The 13,630-nt window shown below is 72.8% G+C and carries 12 protein-coding genes, 1 rRNA gene and 1 pseudogene; 2 read left to right on the top strand and 12 right to left on the bottom strand.

Features of this window, described 5'->3' with window-relative positions:
- Nucleotides 1–324: 324 nt before the first annotated feature.
- The 5 genes from ACIQOU_RS24560 to ACIQOU_RS24580 all read right to left on the bottom strand — a co-directional run bounded on the left by ACIQOU_RS24560 (nucleotide 325) and on the right by ACIQOU_RS24580 (nucleotide 5,261).
- Nucleotides 325–1,098, bottom strand: coding sequence for a hypothetical protein (locus ACIQOU_RS24560; RefSeq protein ID WP_401538983.1), 774 nt, complete (start codon nucleotides 1,096–1,098; stop codon nucleotides 325–327).
- 328 nt (nucleotides 1,099–1,426) lie between these two features.
- Nucleotides 1,427–3,181, bottom strand: coding sequence for a DNA repair protein RecN (gene recN, locus ACIQOU_RS24565; protein ID WP_401538985.1), 1,755 nt, complete (start codon nucleotides 3,179–3,181; stop codon nucleotides 1,427–1,429).
- Nucleotides 3,182–3,266: 85 nt separating this feature from the next.
- Complete coding sequence (locus tag ACIQOU_RS24570; RefSeq protein WP_401538987.1) at nucleotides 3,267–4,172, bottom strand: NAD kinase; 906 nt, start codon at nucleotides 4,170–4,172, stop codon at nucleotides 3,267–3,269.
- A complete protein-coding gene (locus ACIQOU_RS24575) occupies nucleotides 4,169–4,984 on the bottom strand; it encodes a TlyA family RNA methyltransferase (RefSeq protein ID WP_401538989.1) in 816 nt (271 codons plus the stop codon). Before ACIQOU_RS24575 ends, ACIQOU_RS24570 begins: the two co-directional genes overlap by 4 nt.
- 7 nt (nucleotides 4,985–4,991) lie before the next feature.
- Nucleotides 4,992–5,261 (bottom strand): hypothetical protein, encoded by a 270-nt coding sequence (locus tag ACIQOU_RS24580; RefSeq protein ID WP_401538991.1) that lies wholly within the window; start codon nucleotides 5,259–5,261, stop codon nucleotides 4,992–4,994.
- A gap of 42 nt (nucleotides 5,262–5,303) precedes the next feature.
- On the opposite strand from ACIQOU_RS24580, the gene ACIQOU_RS24585 reads away from it, so the two are divergent.
- The gene (locus ACIQOU_RS24585; protein WP_401538992.1) at nucleotides 5,304–5,651 is read left to right on the top strand and encodes an SCP2 sterol-binding domain-containing protein; all 348 of its coding nucleotides are present in this window, start codon (nucleotides 5,304–5,306) and stop codon (nucleotides 5,649–5,651) included.
- On the opposite strand, the gene ACIQOU_RS24590 is transcribed toward ACIQOU_RS24585, so the two are convergent.
- The 4 genes from ACIQOU_RS24590 to ACIQOU_RS24605 form a co-directional block, all read right to left on the bottom strand.
- Entirely contained in the window at nucleotides 5,635–6,546 is a 912-nt protein-coding gene (locus ACIQOU_RS24590) for an ABC transporter ATP-binding protein (RefSeq protein ID WP_401538993.1), read from the bottom strand. The genes ACIQOU_RS24585 and ACIQOU_RS24590 overlap by 17 nt on opposite strands.
- Nucleotides 6,543–7,580: a FecCD family ABC transporter permease gene (locus ACIQOU_RS24595; RefSeq protein WP_401538995.1), complete on the bottom strand. Its 1,038-nt coding sequence runs from the start codon at nucleotides 7,578–7,580 to the stop codon at nucleotides 6,543–6,545. The genes ACIQOU_RS24590 and ACIQOU_RS24595 overlap by 4 nt, the downstream gene beginning before the upstream one ends.
- Complete coding sequence (locus ACIQOU_RS24600; RefSeq protein ID WP_401538997.1) at nucleotides 7,577–8,620, bottom strand: FecCD family ABC transporter permease; 1,044 nt, start codon at nucleotides 8,618–8,620, stop codon at nucleotides 7,577–7,579. The genes ACIQOU_RS24595 and ACIQOU_RS24600 overlap by 4 nt, the downstream gene beginning before the upstream one ends.
- Nucleotides 8,621–8,710: 90 nt before the next feature.
- Nucleotides 8,711–9,739 (bottom strand): HAD hydrolase-like protein, encoded by a 1,029-nt coding sequence (locus tag ACIQOU_RS24605; protein WP_401538999.1) that lies wholly within the window; start codon nucleotides 9,737–9,739, stop codon nucleotides 8,711–8,713.
- Nucleotides 9,740–9,811: 72 nt separating this feature from the next.
- Between ACIQOU_RS24605 and ACIQOU_RS24610 the strand changes: the two genes are divergently transcribed.
- Nucleotides 9,812–11,104: a DUF1015 domain-containing protein gene (locus ACIQOU_RS24610; protein ID WP_401539001.1), complete on the top strand. Its 1,293-nt coding sequence runs from the start codon at nucleotides 9,812–9,814 to the stop codon at nucleotides 11,102–11,104.
- A gap of 73 nt (nucleotides 11,105–11,177) precedes the next feature.
- Here ACIQOU_RS24610 and ACIQOU_RS24615 read toward each other — a convergent pair whose 3' ends face one another.
- From ACIQOU_RS24615 to rrf, 3 genes and pseudogenes are all read right to left on the bottom strand, one after another.
- Entirely contained in the window at nucleotides 11,178–12,053 is an 876-nt protein-coding gene (locus ACIQOU_RS24615) for a hypothetical protein (protein WP_401539038.1), read from the bottom strand.
- Nucleotides 12,054–12,194: 141 nt separating this feature from the next.
- Nucleotides 12,195–13,445: pseudogene (locus tag ACIQOU_RS24620) on the bottom strand (hypothetical protein); the annotation flags it as partial.
- Between the two features lie 93 nt (nucleotides 13,446–13,538).
- Nucleotides 13,539–13,630, bottom strand: a 5S ribosomal RNA gene (gene rrf, locus ACIQOU_RS24625); the annotation flags it as partial.

Consider the following 13,630-nt stretch of genomic DNA (forward strand, 5'->3'; position numbering starts at 1 on the left):
CCGAACCCCCCTCCACATCACCCTTTAGAGTGACCCACCCCCACCCCGCACAACACCAACCCCAACTCCACACCCCTCAGAGCCCGGGGCCCCATCACCCCGCAGAAACCCCGATCACCTCCCCCCAACCCCACCCCCACCCACCCCACAACCCGCACCCCTCGGGACCCGAGGCTCCATCACCATGCAGCTCCGCCCCCGTACCCCGCGGAACCGCCGATCACCTCCCCACCAACCCCACCCCCACCCACCCAGGGGCGCGGGGAACTGCGCGACAAGCCACAACGAACCCGCACCCACCCCACAACCCGCACCCCCACCTTCCTAGCCGCACCCCCCGTCGGAGACACCCCGCACCAGCTCGCTCACCCTCTCCCCACAGACCGCCGCCCCCACCACCCCCACCGCATGCGCGACCAACCCCGCCGTCCCGTTGCCCGCGACGATCGCCGCCCCGACAGCCGCCCCCAGCGCATGCGCCCCCACGTCCCCCAACATCGCCCGCTCCCCCACGTCCTCGGGAAGGACAACCGCCGCCGCCCCCATCGCCCCGGCGGCCAACTCCGCGCCCGCCCCACCCCGCAGCAACCCCGTTACTCCCAGCCCGAGCACGGCAAGGCCGGCCCGCCCCGGCCGCACATCCACGAGGTTGACGAAGTGGGCGGTGCCGGCGATCACCACCCCGGCGAGCACCTTGTCCACCGCCCGCTCCTTGAGCAGCGCCCCGGCGAGAAGCCCGGCCGCGGAGATCCCGAACAACTTCACCGCACCGCTGCTGACCTCGCCGTCCCGCAGCGCCCCCAGATGCGCCCGGAACCCGCGCCGGGAATCACCGGCCCCGACGACATCGTCGTACGCCCCGCACGCCCCGGCGACGAGCACCGCGAACCCGGCGGCGGGCCGCACCCGGCCGGACGCGACGGCGACGGCGAGGGCCGAGGCGGGCCCGGCATACAGCTCGACGGTCCGCCCGGCGTGGTTCTCCCGTTCCCAACGCCCCGCCCCACCGGGCGCCTTGGCCCGCAACCCGGCGGTCCCGGCACGGGTGAGAGCGGCGGCGAGGGCGAAGGAGACGGCACGACGGCCACGTGTGATCATCCGGCCACCCTAGAACGGCGCCCGCCGACCACCTCGACCGGATCGGCGGCACCGAGCCACCAACCACCCACCACCGCAGGCCGTTCGGCAACCGCCAGTCACCAACCACCGCCCGCCGCAGGCCAGTCGACGACCGCCAGTAACCAACCACCCGTCACCGCACGCCAGTCGACACCTGCCAGTCGCCAACCACCGCTGACCGCACGCCAGTCGACACCAGCCAGTCACCAACCACCGCTCACCGCAGGCCAGTCGACGACCGTCAGTCGTCAACCACCGCCCGCCCGGGCAGCCTCAGCGGCCGGTGTCACCGCACGCCCGGGCAGCCTCAGTGGCCGGTGTCGCCGTCCGCCCGGGCCGTCGCGAGCAGTTCCTCCGCGTGCGCCCGGGCCGTCTCCGAGTCCTCCTGACCCGCCAGCATCCGGGACAACTCCCGTACCCGTTCCTCCCCTTCGAGGACCTTGACGCCGGACCGGGTCACCGACCCGTCGTTGGTCTTCTCCACCAGCAACTGCCGGTCGGCGAACGCGGCGACCTGCGGAAGGTGGGTGACCACCACGACCTGCGCGGACTTGGCGAGCTTGGCGAGGCGGCGGCCGATCTCGACGGCCGCCTTGCCGCCGACACCGGCGTCGACCTCGTCGAAGAGATACGTCGGCACCGGGTCGGTCCCGGCGAACACGACCTCGACGGCGAGCATCACGCGGGACAGCTCACCACCGGACGCCCCCTTGGCGATGGGGCGGGGCGGGGCGCCGGGGTGCGGGGCGAGGAGCAGTTCGACCTCGTCGGCGCCGGACGGACCGTAGGCGACCGTACGCCCGCCGACCTCGACGCCCTCGGGGTCGTCGGTCTGCCGGATGTCGAAGGAGACGCGGGCGTGCGGCATCGCGAGCGAGGCAAGTTCGGCGGTGACGGCCGCCGCGAACCGTTCGGCACTCTCCGTGCGGGCGTCGGTCAACGCCTGGGCGAGGCCGCTCAACTCGGCGCGCAGGGCGTCGCGTTCGACGGTGAGTTCGTCGATCCGCCCGTCGTCGCCGTCGAGTTCGGTCAGTCGCGCCGCGCTCTGCTCGGCCCACGCCAGCACCGCCGCGACGTCCTCGCCGTACTTCCGGGTCAACGCGCCCAGCGCGGCCCGCCGTTCCTCCACGGCGGACAGCCGCAGCGGGTCGGCGTCGAGGTCGTCGGCGTACCCGGCGAGTTCGCCCGCGACATCACCGAGCAGGATGCCGATCTCGCCGATCCGGTCGGTGAGCGCGGCCAGCGCCGGATCGTGCGCGCGCACCGCGTCCAGGGCCCGCTGCGCGCCCGCGACGAGCGTGTTCGCGTCGATGCCCTCGGGGTCCTCGGGGTTGCCGGCGAGGGCGGCGTGCGCCAGCGTGGCGGCCGAGGCGAGCCCCTCCGCGTGCCCGAGCCGCTCGGCCTCCTCCGCCAGCTCCACGTCCTCACCGGCGCGTGGCTCGACGGCGGCGATCTCGTCGAGCCCGTAACGCAGCAGGTCGGCCTCCTGGGCCCGCTCGCGCGCCCGCGTGACGATCTCCTCCAGCTCGACGGAGACGGCCCGCAGCCGCCGGTAGGCCTCGCCGTACTTGGTGAGCGGCCCGGCGACGGCGCCACCGGCGTACCGGTCGAGGGCCTGGCGCTGCCGGGACAGTTTGAGCAGCCCCTGCTGGTCGGTCTGGCCGTGCACGGCGACCAGGTCGTCGGCCAGCTCGGCCAGCAGCCCGACCGGGACGCTGCGCCCGCCGACGTGCGCCCGGGAGCGCCCCTCGGCGGAAACGGTACGGCTGATCAGCAACGCCCCGTCGTCCAGCTCGGCGCCCGCCTCCTCGGCCCGCACGACGGCGCTCGCGCCCGGGGGCACGGAGATCCGCCCCTCGACGACGGCTTTCTCGGCGCCCAGACGCACCAGCGCCGGGTCCGCGCGCCCACCGAGCAGCAGTCCGAGGCTGGTGACCACCATGGTCTTGCCCGCACCCGTCTCACCGGTGACCGCGGTGAACCCGGGCGACAGCTCGACGACAGCGTCGTCGATGACTCCGAGCGACCGTATCCGCATCTCCTCCAACACGCCCCCGACCATACGAGGTTTTGTCGGTGGTGTGCGACGCGGCCCCACCCGACCGGGGAGGCCGCGGGTCGTTACTTACCGGCGGGCACCTCGTTGGCTACTGCCGCGCACCGCGCCAACCGGCCACCGGCAGCGCGAACTTGGCGACCAGCCGGTCCGTGAACGAGGCGTGGTGCAGCCGCGCCAGACGCACCGGGACCGCTCCTCGGCGCACCTCGACGCGGGCGCCCGGCGGCAGGTCGAAGGTCCGCCGCCCGTCGCACCACAGCACCCCGGGCGGGATGTGCGGCAGCAGTTCGACGGCGAGTACCGAGTCGGGCGAGGTCACCAGCGGCTTCGCGAACAGCGCGTGGGCGCTGATCGGCACCATCAGCAGCGCCTCGACCTCGGGCCACACCACGGGCCCGCCGGCGGAGAACGCGTACGCCGTGGAGCCGGTCGGCGTCGACAGGACGATGCCGTCGCAGCCGAACCCGGTGACCGGCCGCCCGTCGATCTCCAGCACCACTTCGAGGAGTTTCTCGGCGCCGGCCTTCTGCACCGCGGCTTCGTTCAGGGCCCAGTCGGTGTGCACGATGTCGCCGTTGCGGTGCACGACGACGTCGACGGTCATCCGCTCCTCGACCTCGTACGACTTGGTGACGACCCGGTCGACGACCTTGTCGAGGTCGTCGCGCTCGGCCTCCGCGAGGAAGCCGACGCTGCCGAGGTTGACGCCGAGCATCGGCACCCCGGACGCCCGCGCGAACTCGGCGCCGCGCAGCAGCGTGCCGTCACCGCCGAGGACGATGAGCAGCTCGCAGCCCTCCAGGCACTGCGGGGTGGCCTCCTGGACCAGCTCCACCTCGGCGGGCAGCGGCAAGTCCCGGGCCTCGTACTCCAGGACCCGCACGATGATGCCCTCGCGCAGCAGCCCCTTGACGACCAGCTCGGCGCTGCGGATCGCAGCGGGCCTGCCGGTGTGGGCGAGCAGGAAAACAGTACGAACTCGGTTCTGCGTCAACGCGGTCCCTCCGCCACTGCACGGTCAACGTCGGCCGGGTCCAGCTCGGGTGCCCCCGCCCGCAGCCACAGAAAGTACTCGACATTCCCGGAAGGGCCGGGCAGCGGGCTGGCGGTGACGCCGCGCACCCCGAGGCCGAGGTCCCACGCCCGCCCGGCCACGCCGCGCACGGCCTCGGCCCGCAGCTGCGGGCTGCGGACCACTCCGCCGCTGCCCAGCCGTTCCTTCCCCACCTCGAACTGCGGTTTGACCATCATCACCAGGTCGGCGTCCGGCTTCACACACCGCTTCAGGGCGGGCAGCACCAGCCCCAGCGGGATGAAGGACAGATCGCCCACGACAAGATCCACAGGTTCCCCATCGATCGCTTCAAGCGTCAACTCGCGTACGTTCGTACGGTCCTTGACGGTGACGCGTTCATCGCTCTGGAGAGTCCAGGCGAGTTGTCCGTATCCGACGTCGACGGCGACCACGTGCGCGGCCCCGGCCCGCAGCAGCACGTCGGTGAACCCGCCGGTGGACGCCCCGGCGTCCAGCGCCCGCCGCCCCTGGACGGCCAGCCCCTGCGGGACGAACGCCTCCAGCGCCCCGGCGAGCTTGTGGCCGCCCCGGGAGACGTAGTCGGGGTCACCGTCGTCGTCGCGGACCACGATCGGGGCGGCGGTCTCCACCTGGGTGGCGGGTTTGGTCGCGAGGGTCTTGCCGACGCTGACCCGCCCGGCCGCGATCAGCTGGCTGGCATGCTCACGGGAGCGCGCGAGTTTCCGGCGGACCAGTTCCGCGTCCAGACGGCGACGTGCGACTCCTGCCACGGTGCGTTCAGCTCCTGTGTTCGAACGACGAGGGGGGCGCCGGAGGTGCCGGGCGGGCGTCGAGCGCGGTGAGCGCGTCGCGCAGCCCCCGGTGTACATCCTCGTACACCTCGACATGTCCGTCCGTCGCGAGGTGGTCGGCGTCGGCCAGGCGCGCCAGCCGGGCGTCGACCTCGGCGTCACCGGTGGGGACCGTGCCGACCTCCAGCGGGGCCGGCGCGGCGGGGTCGTCCACCGGCTCCTGGACCGCCTCGGCCTGGGGCGCTGTGTCGTTCATGCCCCGACGCTACCGCGAAGCCCTGGGGTACCGTCGGCGGTGATGGCCACGATCGAGGAGTGCCGTGCCGCACTCGACAAGCTCTCCGACAGCATGCAGCGCGCCGACGGCGAGGTCCGCTCGGCGGCCGCCCTGGACCGCACCGTCAGCTGCCGGGTCACCGACCCGGACGTCACCTTCCTGGGCCGGCTGACCGGCGGCCGGATCGAGGTGGACCGCACGGTGCCGGGCCCGCCGCCGGAGCGGGCGCAGATCAGGCTCGCCCTGACCGGCGACGATCTGCTCGCGCTGGTCGACGGCGAACTGAACTTCGCGAAGGCCTGGGGCGCGGGCCGGGTGAAGCTGGAGGCGGGCCTGCGCGACCTGCTGCGGCTCAGGAAGCTTCTGTAGCGGCCACCTTGTCGCGGCCGGTCCCGGTGGTGTCCGTCCCGTCGGCCGACGCGCTCGCCCGTGCCCTGCGCGCCGCCGGCACCACCAGCGGCGTCCCGGTCTCCGGGTCGTCGATCACCTGGCAGCGCAGCCCGAACACCTCCTCGACGAGGTCGGCGGTGACGATGTCGTGGGGCGCCCCCTCGGCGATGATCCGTCCCTCGCGCAGCGCGATGAGGTGGGTGGCGTACCGGGCCGCGTGGTTGAGGTCGTGCAGCACGGCGACGAGGGTGCGGCCCTGCTCCTCGTGGAGTTCGGCGCACAGGTCGAGAACGTCGATCTGGTGCTGGATGTCGAGGTACGTGGTCGGCTCGTCGAGGAGCAGCAGCGGGGTCTGCTGGGCGAGCGCCATGGCGATCCACACGCGCTGGCGCTGACCGCCGGAGAGTTCGTCGACGTACCGGTCGGCGAGTTCGGTGACGCCGGTCTGCGCCATGGACTCCCGCACGACGCGCTCGTCCTCGGTGGACCACTGGCGCAGGATGCCCTGGTGCGGGTAACGGCCGCGGCCCACCAGGTCGGCGACGGTGATGCCGTCGGGCGCGATCGACGACTGCGGCAGCAGCCCGAGGGTGCGGGCGACCTTCTTCGCGGGCATCGACTGGATGACCTGGCCGTCCAGGAGGACCTGGCCGACGTTCGGCTTCAGCATCCGGGACAGGGCGCGCAGCAGCGTGGACTTGCCGCACGCGTTGGGTCCGACGATCACCGTGAAGGAGTTGTCGGGGATCTCCACCGAGAGCTGCTCGGCGATGACCCGCTGGTCGTAGGCGAGGGTGACCTTCTCGGCGGACAGGCGGTTCACGGTGCTCCTTGGGTTGTTCGGCCCGCTGACGGGGGTGGGGTGGGCGGTCATATCCGGCCCGCCTTGCGCTCGGTGACCAGCAGCCACAGCAGATAGCCGCCGCCGAGGACTCCGGTGACCACGCCGACGGGCAGCTGTCCGGCGCCGAAGATCTTCTGCGAGGCCCAGTCGGCGACGACCAGCAAGGTGGCGCCCATGCACAGGGAGGCCAGCAGATTGGGTCCCGGCGACCGGGTCAGCCGACGGGCGAGCTGCGGTGCGGTGAGGGCGACGAAAGCGACCGGCCCGGCCGCCGCGGTCGCGCTCGCGGTGAGCAGCACGGCCGCCACCAGGACCAGCGCGCGTACCCGCTCGACGCGGATGCCGAGCGCGTTCGAGACGTCGTCGCCCATCTCCATGGTGCGCAGGGCCCGCGCGTTGGCGAGGACCAGCGGCACGAGCACGGCGCACAGGGCGAGCAGCGGCCAGACCTGCGTCCAGTCACGGCCGTCGAGCGAGCCGGTCATCCAGACCAGCGCGCGGGTCGCGTCGACGATGTCGGAGACGGTCATCAGATAGCCGTTGACCGCGGTGACGATCGCGGAGACGCCGATGCCGACCAGGACGAGGCGGTAGCCGTGCACGCCCCGTTTCCAGGAGAGCAGGTAGATCCCGGCGCCGGTGACCAGGCCGCCGGCGAGGGCGCCCAGGGTGACCTGGGCGGCGCTGCCGGAGAACAGGACGATCATCACGAGCGCCCCGGCCGTCGCGCCCTGGCTGAGGCCGAGCACGTCGGGGCTGCCCAGCGGGTTGCGGGTGACGGCCTGGAAGAGGGCGCCGCCGAGACCGAGCGAGGCGCCGACCAGCAGGCCCACCAGGACGCGCGGCAGCCGCAGTTCGTCGACGATGAACTCCTGTCCGGCGTTGCCGCCGCCGAACAGCGTCCGCACCACGTCGGCCGCCGGGATCGCGAAGTCCCCGGTGCCGATCAGCACCACTGCGGCGGCGAGCGCGGCGAGCAGCAGCAGCGCGACGACGCCGGCGGACCGGACGTCCAGGCGCACCGAGAGCCCGCCCGGCGTCCGCAGGACACGGTTGCCCCTCACAGCTGCGCCGTCCTTCCGCGTCGGACCAGGTAGATGAAGACGGGCCCGCCGAGGATCGCGGTGACGACGCCGACCTGGAGCTCCGAGGGCCGGGCGACGATCCGCCCGACGACGTCGGAGCCGAGCAGCAGCACCGGCGACAGGATCGTCGCGTACGGGAGAATCCAGCGCAGGTCGGGGCCGGTGAAGGAGCGCACGACGTGCGGGACCATCAGGCCGACGAAGACGATCGGGCCGCAGGCGGCGGTGGCCGCTCCGCACAGCACGGTGGCGGCGAGCATGGCCAGCGCCCGGGTGCGGTTGAGGTGCGCGCCGAGGGCCTTGGCGGTGTCGTCGCCCAGGGACACGGCGTTCAGCGGCCGGGCCAGACCGAGCGCGAGCACGGTGCCGACCGCGAGGAACGGCAGCACCTGGAGGATCGTTTCGTTGGTCGCGGAGGCGAGCGAACCGACGGTCCAGAAGCGCATCTTGCCCAGCGCCGCCTGGTCCGTGATCATCACGGCCTGGAGGTAGCCGTAGAGCGCGGCGCTGATCGCGGTCCCGGCCAGCGCGAGCCGCACGGGCGTGGCACCCCGGGCGCCGCCCAGGAACCAGACCAGCGTCCCGACGGCGGCGGCTCCGGCGAACGCGAACCACACGTACCCGCTCAGCGAGGTGACGCCGAAGAACGTCATCGCGGTGACGACGGCGGCGGACGCGCCCGCGTTGATGCCGAGGAGTCCCGGGTCGGCCAGCGGATTGCGGGTCAGCGCCTGGAGGACGGCACCGGCCAGGCCGAGCGCGGCGCCGGCCAGCAGCCCGAGCAGCGTGCGGGAGATCCGCTCCGCCACGACGACGTCGCCGTAGGTCCCCGAGCCGTCGAACAGCCCGTGCCAGACCTGCGTCAACGACAGCGCTTTCGCGCCGATCGCGATGCTCGCCAGCGCGACCAGCACCAGCAGCACGGCGGCGACCAGGAGCCCAACGGCCCGTATCGCTCGTCGTTTTGGGAGCGCGGGTGGGGACTCCGCGCGCGTTTCGGGAGGACTGTCGACCAACACCCGGTTAGGTTAGCCTACCCTCGCATTTCCCTTCGATCCCTGGTCGCACCCCGCTTCCGATTCACAGGAACCCCGGCTCTGTGGCCCGGCTCACAGCCCCAGCCGGTCGAGCGCCTTGCCCGCCTCCAGCGCGCAGCTGCCGTCCCCGGCCGCCGTCCAGGCCGCCGCGCACAGCGCCCGCAGCCCGTCCAACGGCTCCCCGTCGCCGTCGAGTTCAAGCCGCTCGTGGCCCGCCGTCGCCGTCCAGCCACCGCACCGGAATCCGTCGCCGCTCTCGACCACCTCGGGCTGCCCGGTGAGCAGGCCGCGCAGATCGGCGTCGACATACGTCGGCCGGTGCTGCGGGGGCGCCGCGAGCAGCTGGGCGCCGTCGGTGACGCCGGTGAGGACGAGCAGGGAGTCCACCTCGCCGTTGAACGCGCCCTCGATGTCGGTGTCCAGACGGTCACCGATCACCAACGGCCGCTCCGCGCCGGTCCGCAGGATCGACTCCCGGTGCATCGGGGGCAACGGCTTGCCCGCCACCTGCGGTTCGGCGCCGGTGGCGATCCGGACGACCTCGACGGCGGCGCCGTTGCCCGGTGCGATGCCGCGCGCGCCCGGGATCGTCAGGTCGGTGTTGGACGCGTACCAGGGCACCCCGCGCGCGATGGCGTAGCAGGCCTCCGCGAACCGCCCCCAGGCCAGGTCGGGCCCGCCGTACCCCTGCACGACGGCCACCGGATCGTCCTCTGCCGAGTCGACCGGCACCAGGCCCCGCTCGCGCAGCGCGACCCGCAGCCCCTCCCCGCCGATCACCAGCACCCGCGACCCGGCGGGCACCTGCTCGCTGATCAGCCGGGCGACCGCCTGCGCGGAGGTGATCACGTCATCGGCGTCCGTCGGTATGCCCAGCTCGGTCAGGTGATCGGCCACCGTGTCCGGCGTCCGCAGCGCGTTGTTGGTGACGTAGGCCAGGCGCAGGCCGCCGTCCCGGGCCGTGGCCAGCGACGCGACGGCGTGCGCGATCGCGTTGCCGCCCGCGTACACCACCCCGTCCAGGTCGAGCAGGGCCGTGTCGTACGCCTCGCTCAGGGCCCGCCCACTGCCCTCGGGCCTCGTCCTGACGACCTGGCTCATTCCGCATCGCTCCTCGTTCGACGGCTTTCCCTCGATCATCCCTCACGCCACTGACACACGTACGATGCCCTGATGAACACCCCAGGTGACTCGGAAGCGACGGCGCCCCGAGGACTGGAACTCACTCCGTTCCACGGCCTTCGCTACGACCCCGACCGGGTCGGCAGTCTGGCCGCCGTCACCTCCCCGCCGTACGACGTCGTCGTCCGCCCCGACGGTGTGCACCTGCTCCAGGACGCCGACCCGCACAACATCGTCCGTCTGATCCTTCCGCAGTCCACCAGCCCCGGCGCGCGCAACGAACAGGCGGCCGACACCCTCCGCCGCTGGATCGACGAGGGCATTCTGAAGACCGATCCCGACCCCGGTCTGTATGTCTACGAACAGCGCGACGTGGACGGCACCCTGCAACGCGGCCTCATCGGCGCCCTGCGCCTCTCGGACCCGGCCGACGGCGTGGTCCTGCCCCACGAGGACGTCATGCCGCACGTGGTCGCCGACCGGGCCGCCCTGATGCGGGCCACCTCGGCGAACCTCGAACCGCTCCTGCTGACCTACCGGGGCGACAGCGCCACGATCGCCACCCCCCAGATCATCGAACGTACGGCCGAGAAGCCGCCACTCCTGGCCACGACCACCGACGACGGCGTCAGCCACCGCCTGTGGGCGCTCACCGACCGGGCCGATCTGGCCGCGATCCGCGCCGACCTGGCCCGCCACCAGGCCCTGATCGCCGACGGCCACCACCGCTGGGCGACCTACCGGCGCCTGCGCGCGGAACATCCGTCACCGAGCCCCTGGGACTACGGCCTGGTCCTCCTCGTCGACACGGCGCACTACCCGCTGCGCGTCCGCGCCATCCACCGCCTGCTGCACGGGCTCCCGGTGGCGGACGCCGTCGCCGCCCTGGACGGCCTGTTCCGGGTCCGCCGACTGTCCGTCCCGCTGCCCGAGGCCCAGGCGGCACTGGCCGAAGCGGCCCGCGCGGGCAACGCGTTCCTGCTGGCCGGCGACGGCGCCTTCCACCTCGTCGACCGCCCGGACCCGGCCCTGCTCGCCCGCACGGTCCCGGCGGGGCACCCGGAGGCCTGGCGCACCCTGGACGCGACGGTCCTGCACGCCACGCTCCTGGGCCATGTCTGGCACATCCCCGAGGACTCCCCCGCCCACATCGCCTACCTCCACGACGCGACGACGACCATCACGAAGGCGGAACGGGACGGCGAAACGGCGGTCCTCCTGCACCCCGTCCGCGAGGAGGTCGTGCGTGACCTGGCCCGCCAGGGCGCGACGATGCCCCGCAAGTCGACGTCGTTCGGCCCCAAACCGGCCTCGGGCCTGGTCCTGCGCGCCCTGGAACTGTGAGCCACGCACGCGTAGACGCGAAAAAGGGGCGGCACCCGGAGCAATTCCGGGTCCCGCCCCTTCTCAATGAACGTCAGTCCTTGTGCTTGACGTCATCAACGTCATCAACACCGTCAATGTCATCAACCTCGTCAACGTCATCGAAGTCGTCGATGTCCTTGACGTCCTCGACCTTGTCAACCTTGTCAACCTTCACGGCCTTCTCGTCCGGGGCGTCGACAACGGCCTCGGCCTCGTCGTCAGCCTCGTCCTCGTCCTCGACCTCGTGCTCGGTGAGGGCGTCGACGAAATCGACACCGTCCAGCTCGGCGAGGCGGTCGGAGGCGTCGGTGCTGCCGTCCCGGTCGGCCTCGACTGCCTTCGCGAACCACTCCCGCGCCTCGTCCTTCCGCCCGGCCGCGAGGAGCGCGTCGGCGTAGGCGTACCGCAGCCGCGCGGTCCACGGCTGGACAGAACTGGACGCCAGTTCGGGGCTCTGGAGGGTGACGATGGCCGCGTCGAGCTGGTCCAGGTCACGCCGGGCACCGGCGGCGACGAGCCGCATCTCGACCTGCCCGGCCTTGTCGAGCTTGTTCACCTCGGGGGCACCGGCCATGTCGAGCGCCTTCTCGGGCCGACCGAGCCCACGCTCGCAGTCCGCCATGACGGGCCACAGCTCCACCCCGCCGGTCATCCGCCGCGCCGCCCGGAACTCGGCGAGCGCCTCGGAGTACTTCTGCGTGGCGTACGCGGCGAACCCGCCCGCCTCACGCACGGCGGCGACACGGGACGCCAGCCGCAGCGCGATCTTGGAGTAGGCGTAGGCCCGCTCAGGCTCCTCGTCGATGAGCCGGGCGACCATCACCAGGTTCTTGGCGACATCCTCGGCCAACGTCTTCGGCAGGCTCAGCAGCTCCTGCCGCACGTCCTTGTCGATCTCCTCGCCGGTGACGTCCTCGTCGATCGGCAGCCGCTTGATCGGCTCCCGGTCGCGGTCCCGCTCGTCCCGGAAACCGCCACCGCCACGCCGGTCGTCACGCCCACGGAACCCACCGGGACGTCCGCCACGGTCGTCACGACGCGGCCCACCCCGGTCATCCCGGCCACGGAACCCACCCCGGTCACCGCCGCCACGGTCGTCACGACGGGTGTCATCACGCCGGAAGCCGCCACGGTCGTTGCCGCCGCGCTCGTCCCGCCGGCCCTCGCCCCGGTCGTCACGCCGGAACGGAGCCCGCTGCTCCCCGTCCCGCCGGAAGCCACCGCCACGGTCATCACGCCGAGTGTCGTCACGCCGGTCGTCCCGACGCTCGTCACGCCGGAAGGGAGGACGATCACCGCTGTCACGCCGGTCATCCCGCTGGAAGGCGGGACGGTCGTCACGCCGGAAAGCCGGACGGTCCCCGTCACGCCGGTCGTCGCGACGGAACGGCGGCCGTTCGCCACCCTGCTGGCGGTCGTCACGCCGGAAAGCCGGACGGTCGCCGCCCTGACGGTCATCCCGACGGAACGGAGGACGGTCACCATCGCGCCGGTCGTCACGCCGGAACGGCGGACGGTCGCCACCCTGACGGAACCCGCCCCGGTCGCTGCCACCCCGGTCATCACGACGGAACCCGCCACGGTCACCGCCGCCACGGTCGTCACGACGGCTGTCATCACGCCGGTCGTCACGCCGGAACGGGGGACGCTCGCCGCCCTGGCGGTCGTCACGTCGGTCGTCCCGACGGAACCCGCCACGGTCGTTGCCACCACGGTCGTCACGGCGGTCATCCCGCCGGTCGTCACGGCGGAACGGCGGCCGTTCGCCACCCTGCTGGCGGTCGTCACGGCGGAAAGCCGGACGGTCGCCGCCCTGACGGTCATCCCGACGGAACGGAGGACGGTCACCATCGCGCCGGTCGTCACGCCGGAACGGCGGACGGTCGCCACCCTGACGGAACCCGCCCCGGTCGTCACGGCGGTCGGAACCCCGGTCGTCCCGGCGGAACCCACCACGGTCGTTGCTGCCACCGCGATCGTCGCGGCGGAAGGCGGGGCGGTCGCCACCCGGACGGAACCCACGGTCGCGGTCGTCGCGACGGGGACCAGCGGGGCGGTCGTCACGGCGCGGACCGGAGGGACGGTCGTCGCGGCGGGGGCCCGACGGGCGGTCATCACGCCGGCCGTAGGTACCGCGATCGTTGCCGCCACGGTCGTTGCCACGGCGGTCGTCGCGCGGACGGTCGTCACGGCGGTCGTTGGCGCCACGGTCGTAGCCGCGACTCGGGGCACCGCGGTAGCCTCCACGGTCACCTCGGTCACCACTGTCCCGTCGCCGCTGGTCGCGCTCCGGTCGGTCGTCGGGAGAGTTGGTGGACATAGGTGACTCCTGTCTTCGGTACTGCAAGCATTGTAAAAACAAAAGGACCCCTGGTCCCAGCTGAACGCTGGGACCAGGGGTCCTTCAAAAATTGTTCGGCGGCGTCCTACTCTCCCACAGGGTCCCCCCTGCAGTACCATCGGCGCTGTGAGGCTTAGCTTCCGGGTTCGAAATGTAACCGGGCG

It is taken from the genome of Streptomyces sp. NPDC091279, assembly GCF_044757465.1.
Lineage (GTDB): Bacteria > Actinomycetota > Actinomycetes > Streptomycetales > Streptomycetaceae > Streptomyces.

Bases quoted from the DNA above. Each gene is read 5' to 3' on its own strand.
- ACIQOU_RS24560 (WP_401538983.1), bottom strand. From the start codon at position 1,098: ATGATCACACGTGGCCGTCGTGCCGTCTCCTTCGCCCTCGCCGCCGCT.
- recN (WP_401538985.1), bottom strand. From the start codon at position 3,181: ATGGTCGGGGGCGTGTTGGAGGAGATGCGGATACGGTCGCTCGGAGTC.
- ACIQOU_RS24580 (WP_401538991.1), bottom strand. From the start codon at position 5,261: ATGAACGACACAGCGCCCCAGGCCGAGGCGGTCCAGGAGCCGGTGGAC.
- ACIQOU_RS24585 (WP_401538992.1), top strand. From the start codon at position 5,304: ATGGCCACGATCGAGGAGTGCCGTGCCGCACTCGACAAGCTCTCCGAC.
- ACIQOU_RS24590 (WP_401538993.1), bottom strand. From the start codon at position 6,546: ATGACCGCCCACCCCACCCCCGTCAGCGGGCCGAACAACCCAAGGAGC.
- ACIQOU_RS24605 (WP_401538999.1), bottom strand. From the start codon at position 9,739: ATGAGCCAGGTCGTCAGGACGAGGCCCGAGGGCAGTGGGCGGGCCCTG.
- ACIQOU_RS24610 (WP_401539001.1), top strand. From the start codon at position 9,812: ATGAACACCCCAGGTGACTCGGAAGCGACGGCGCCCCGAGGACTGGAA.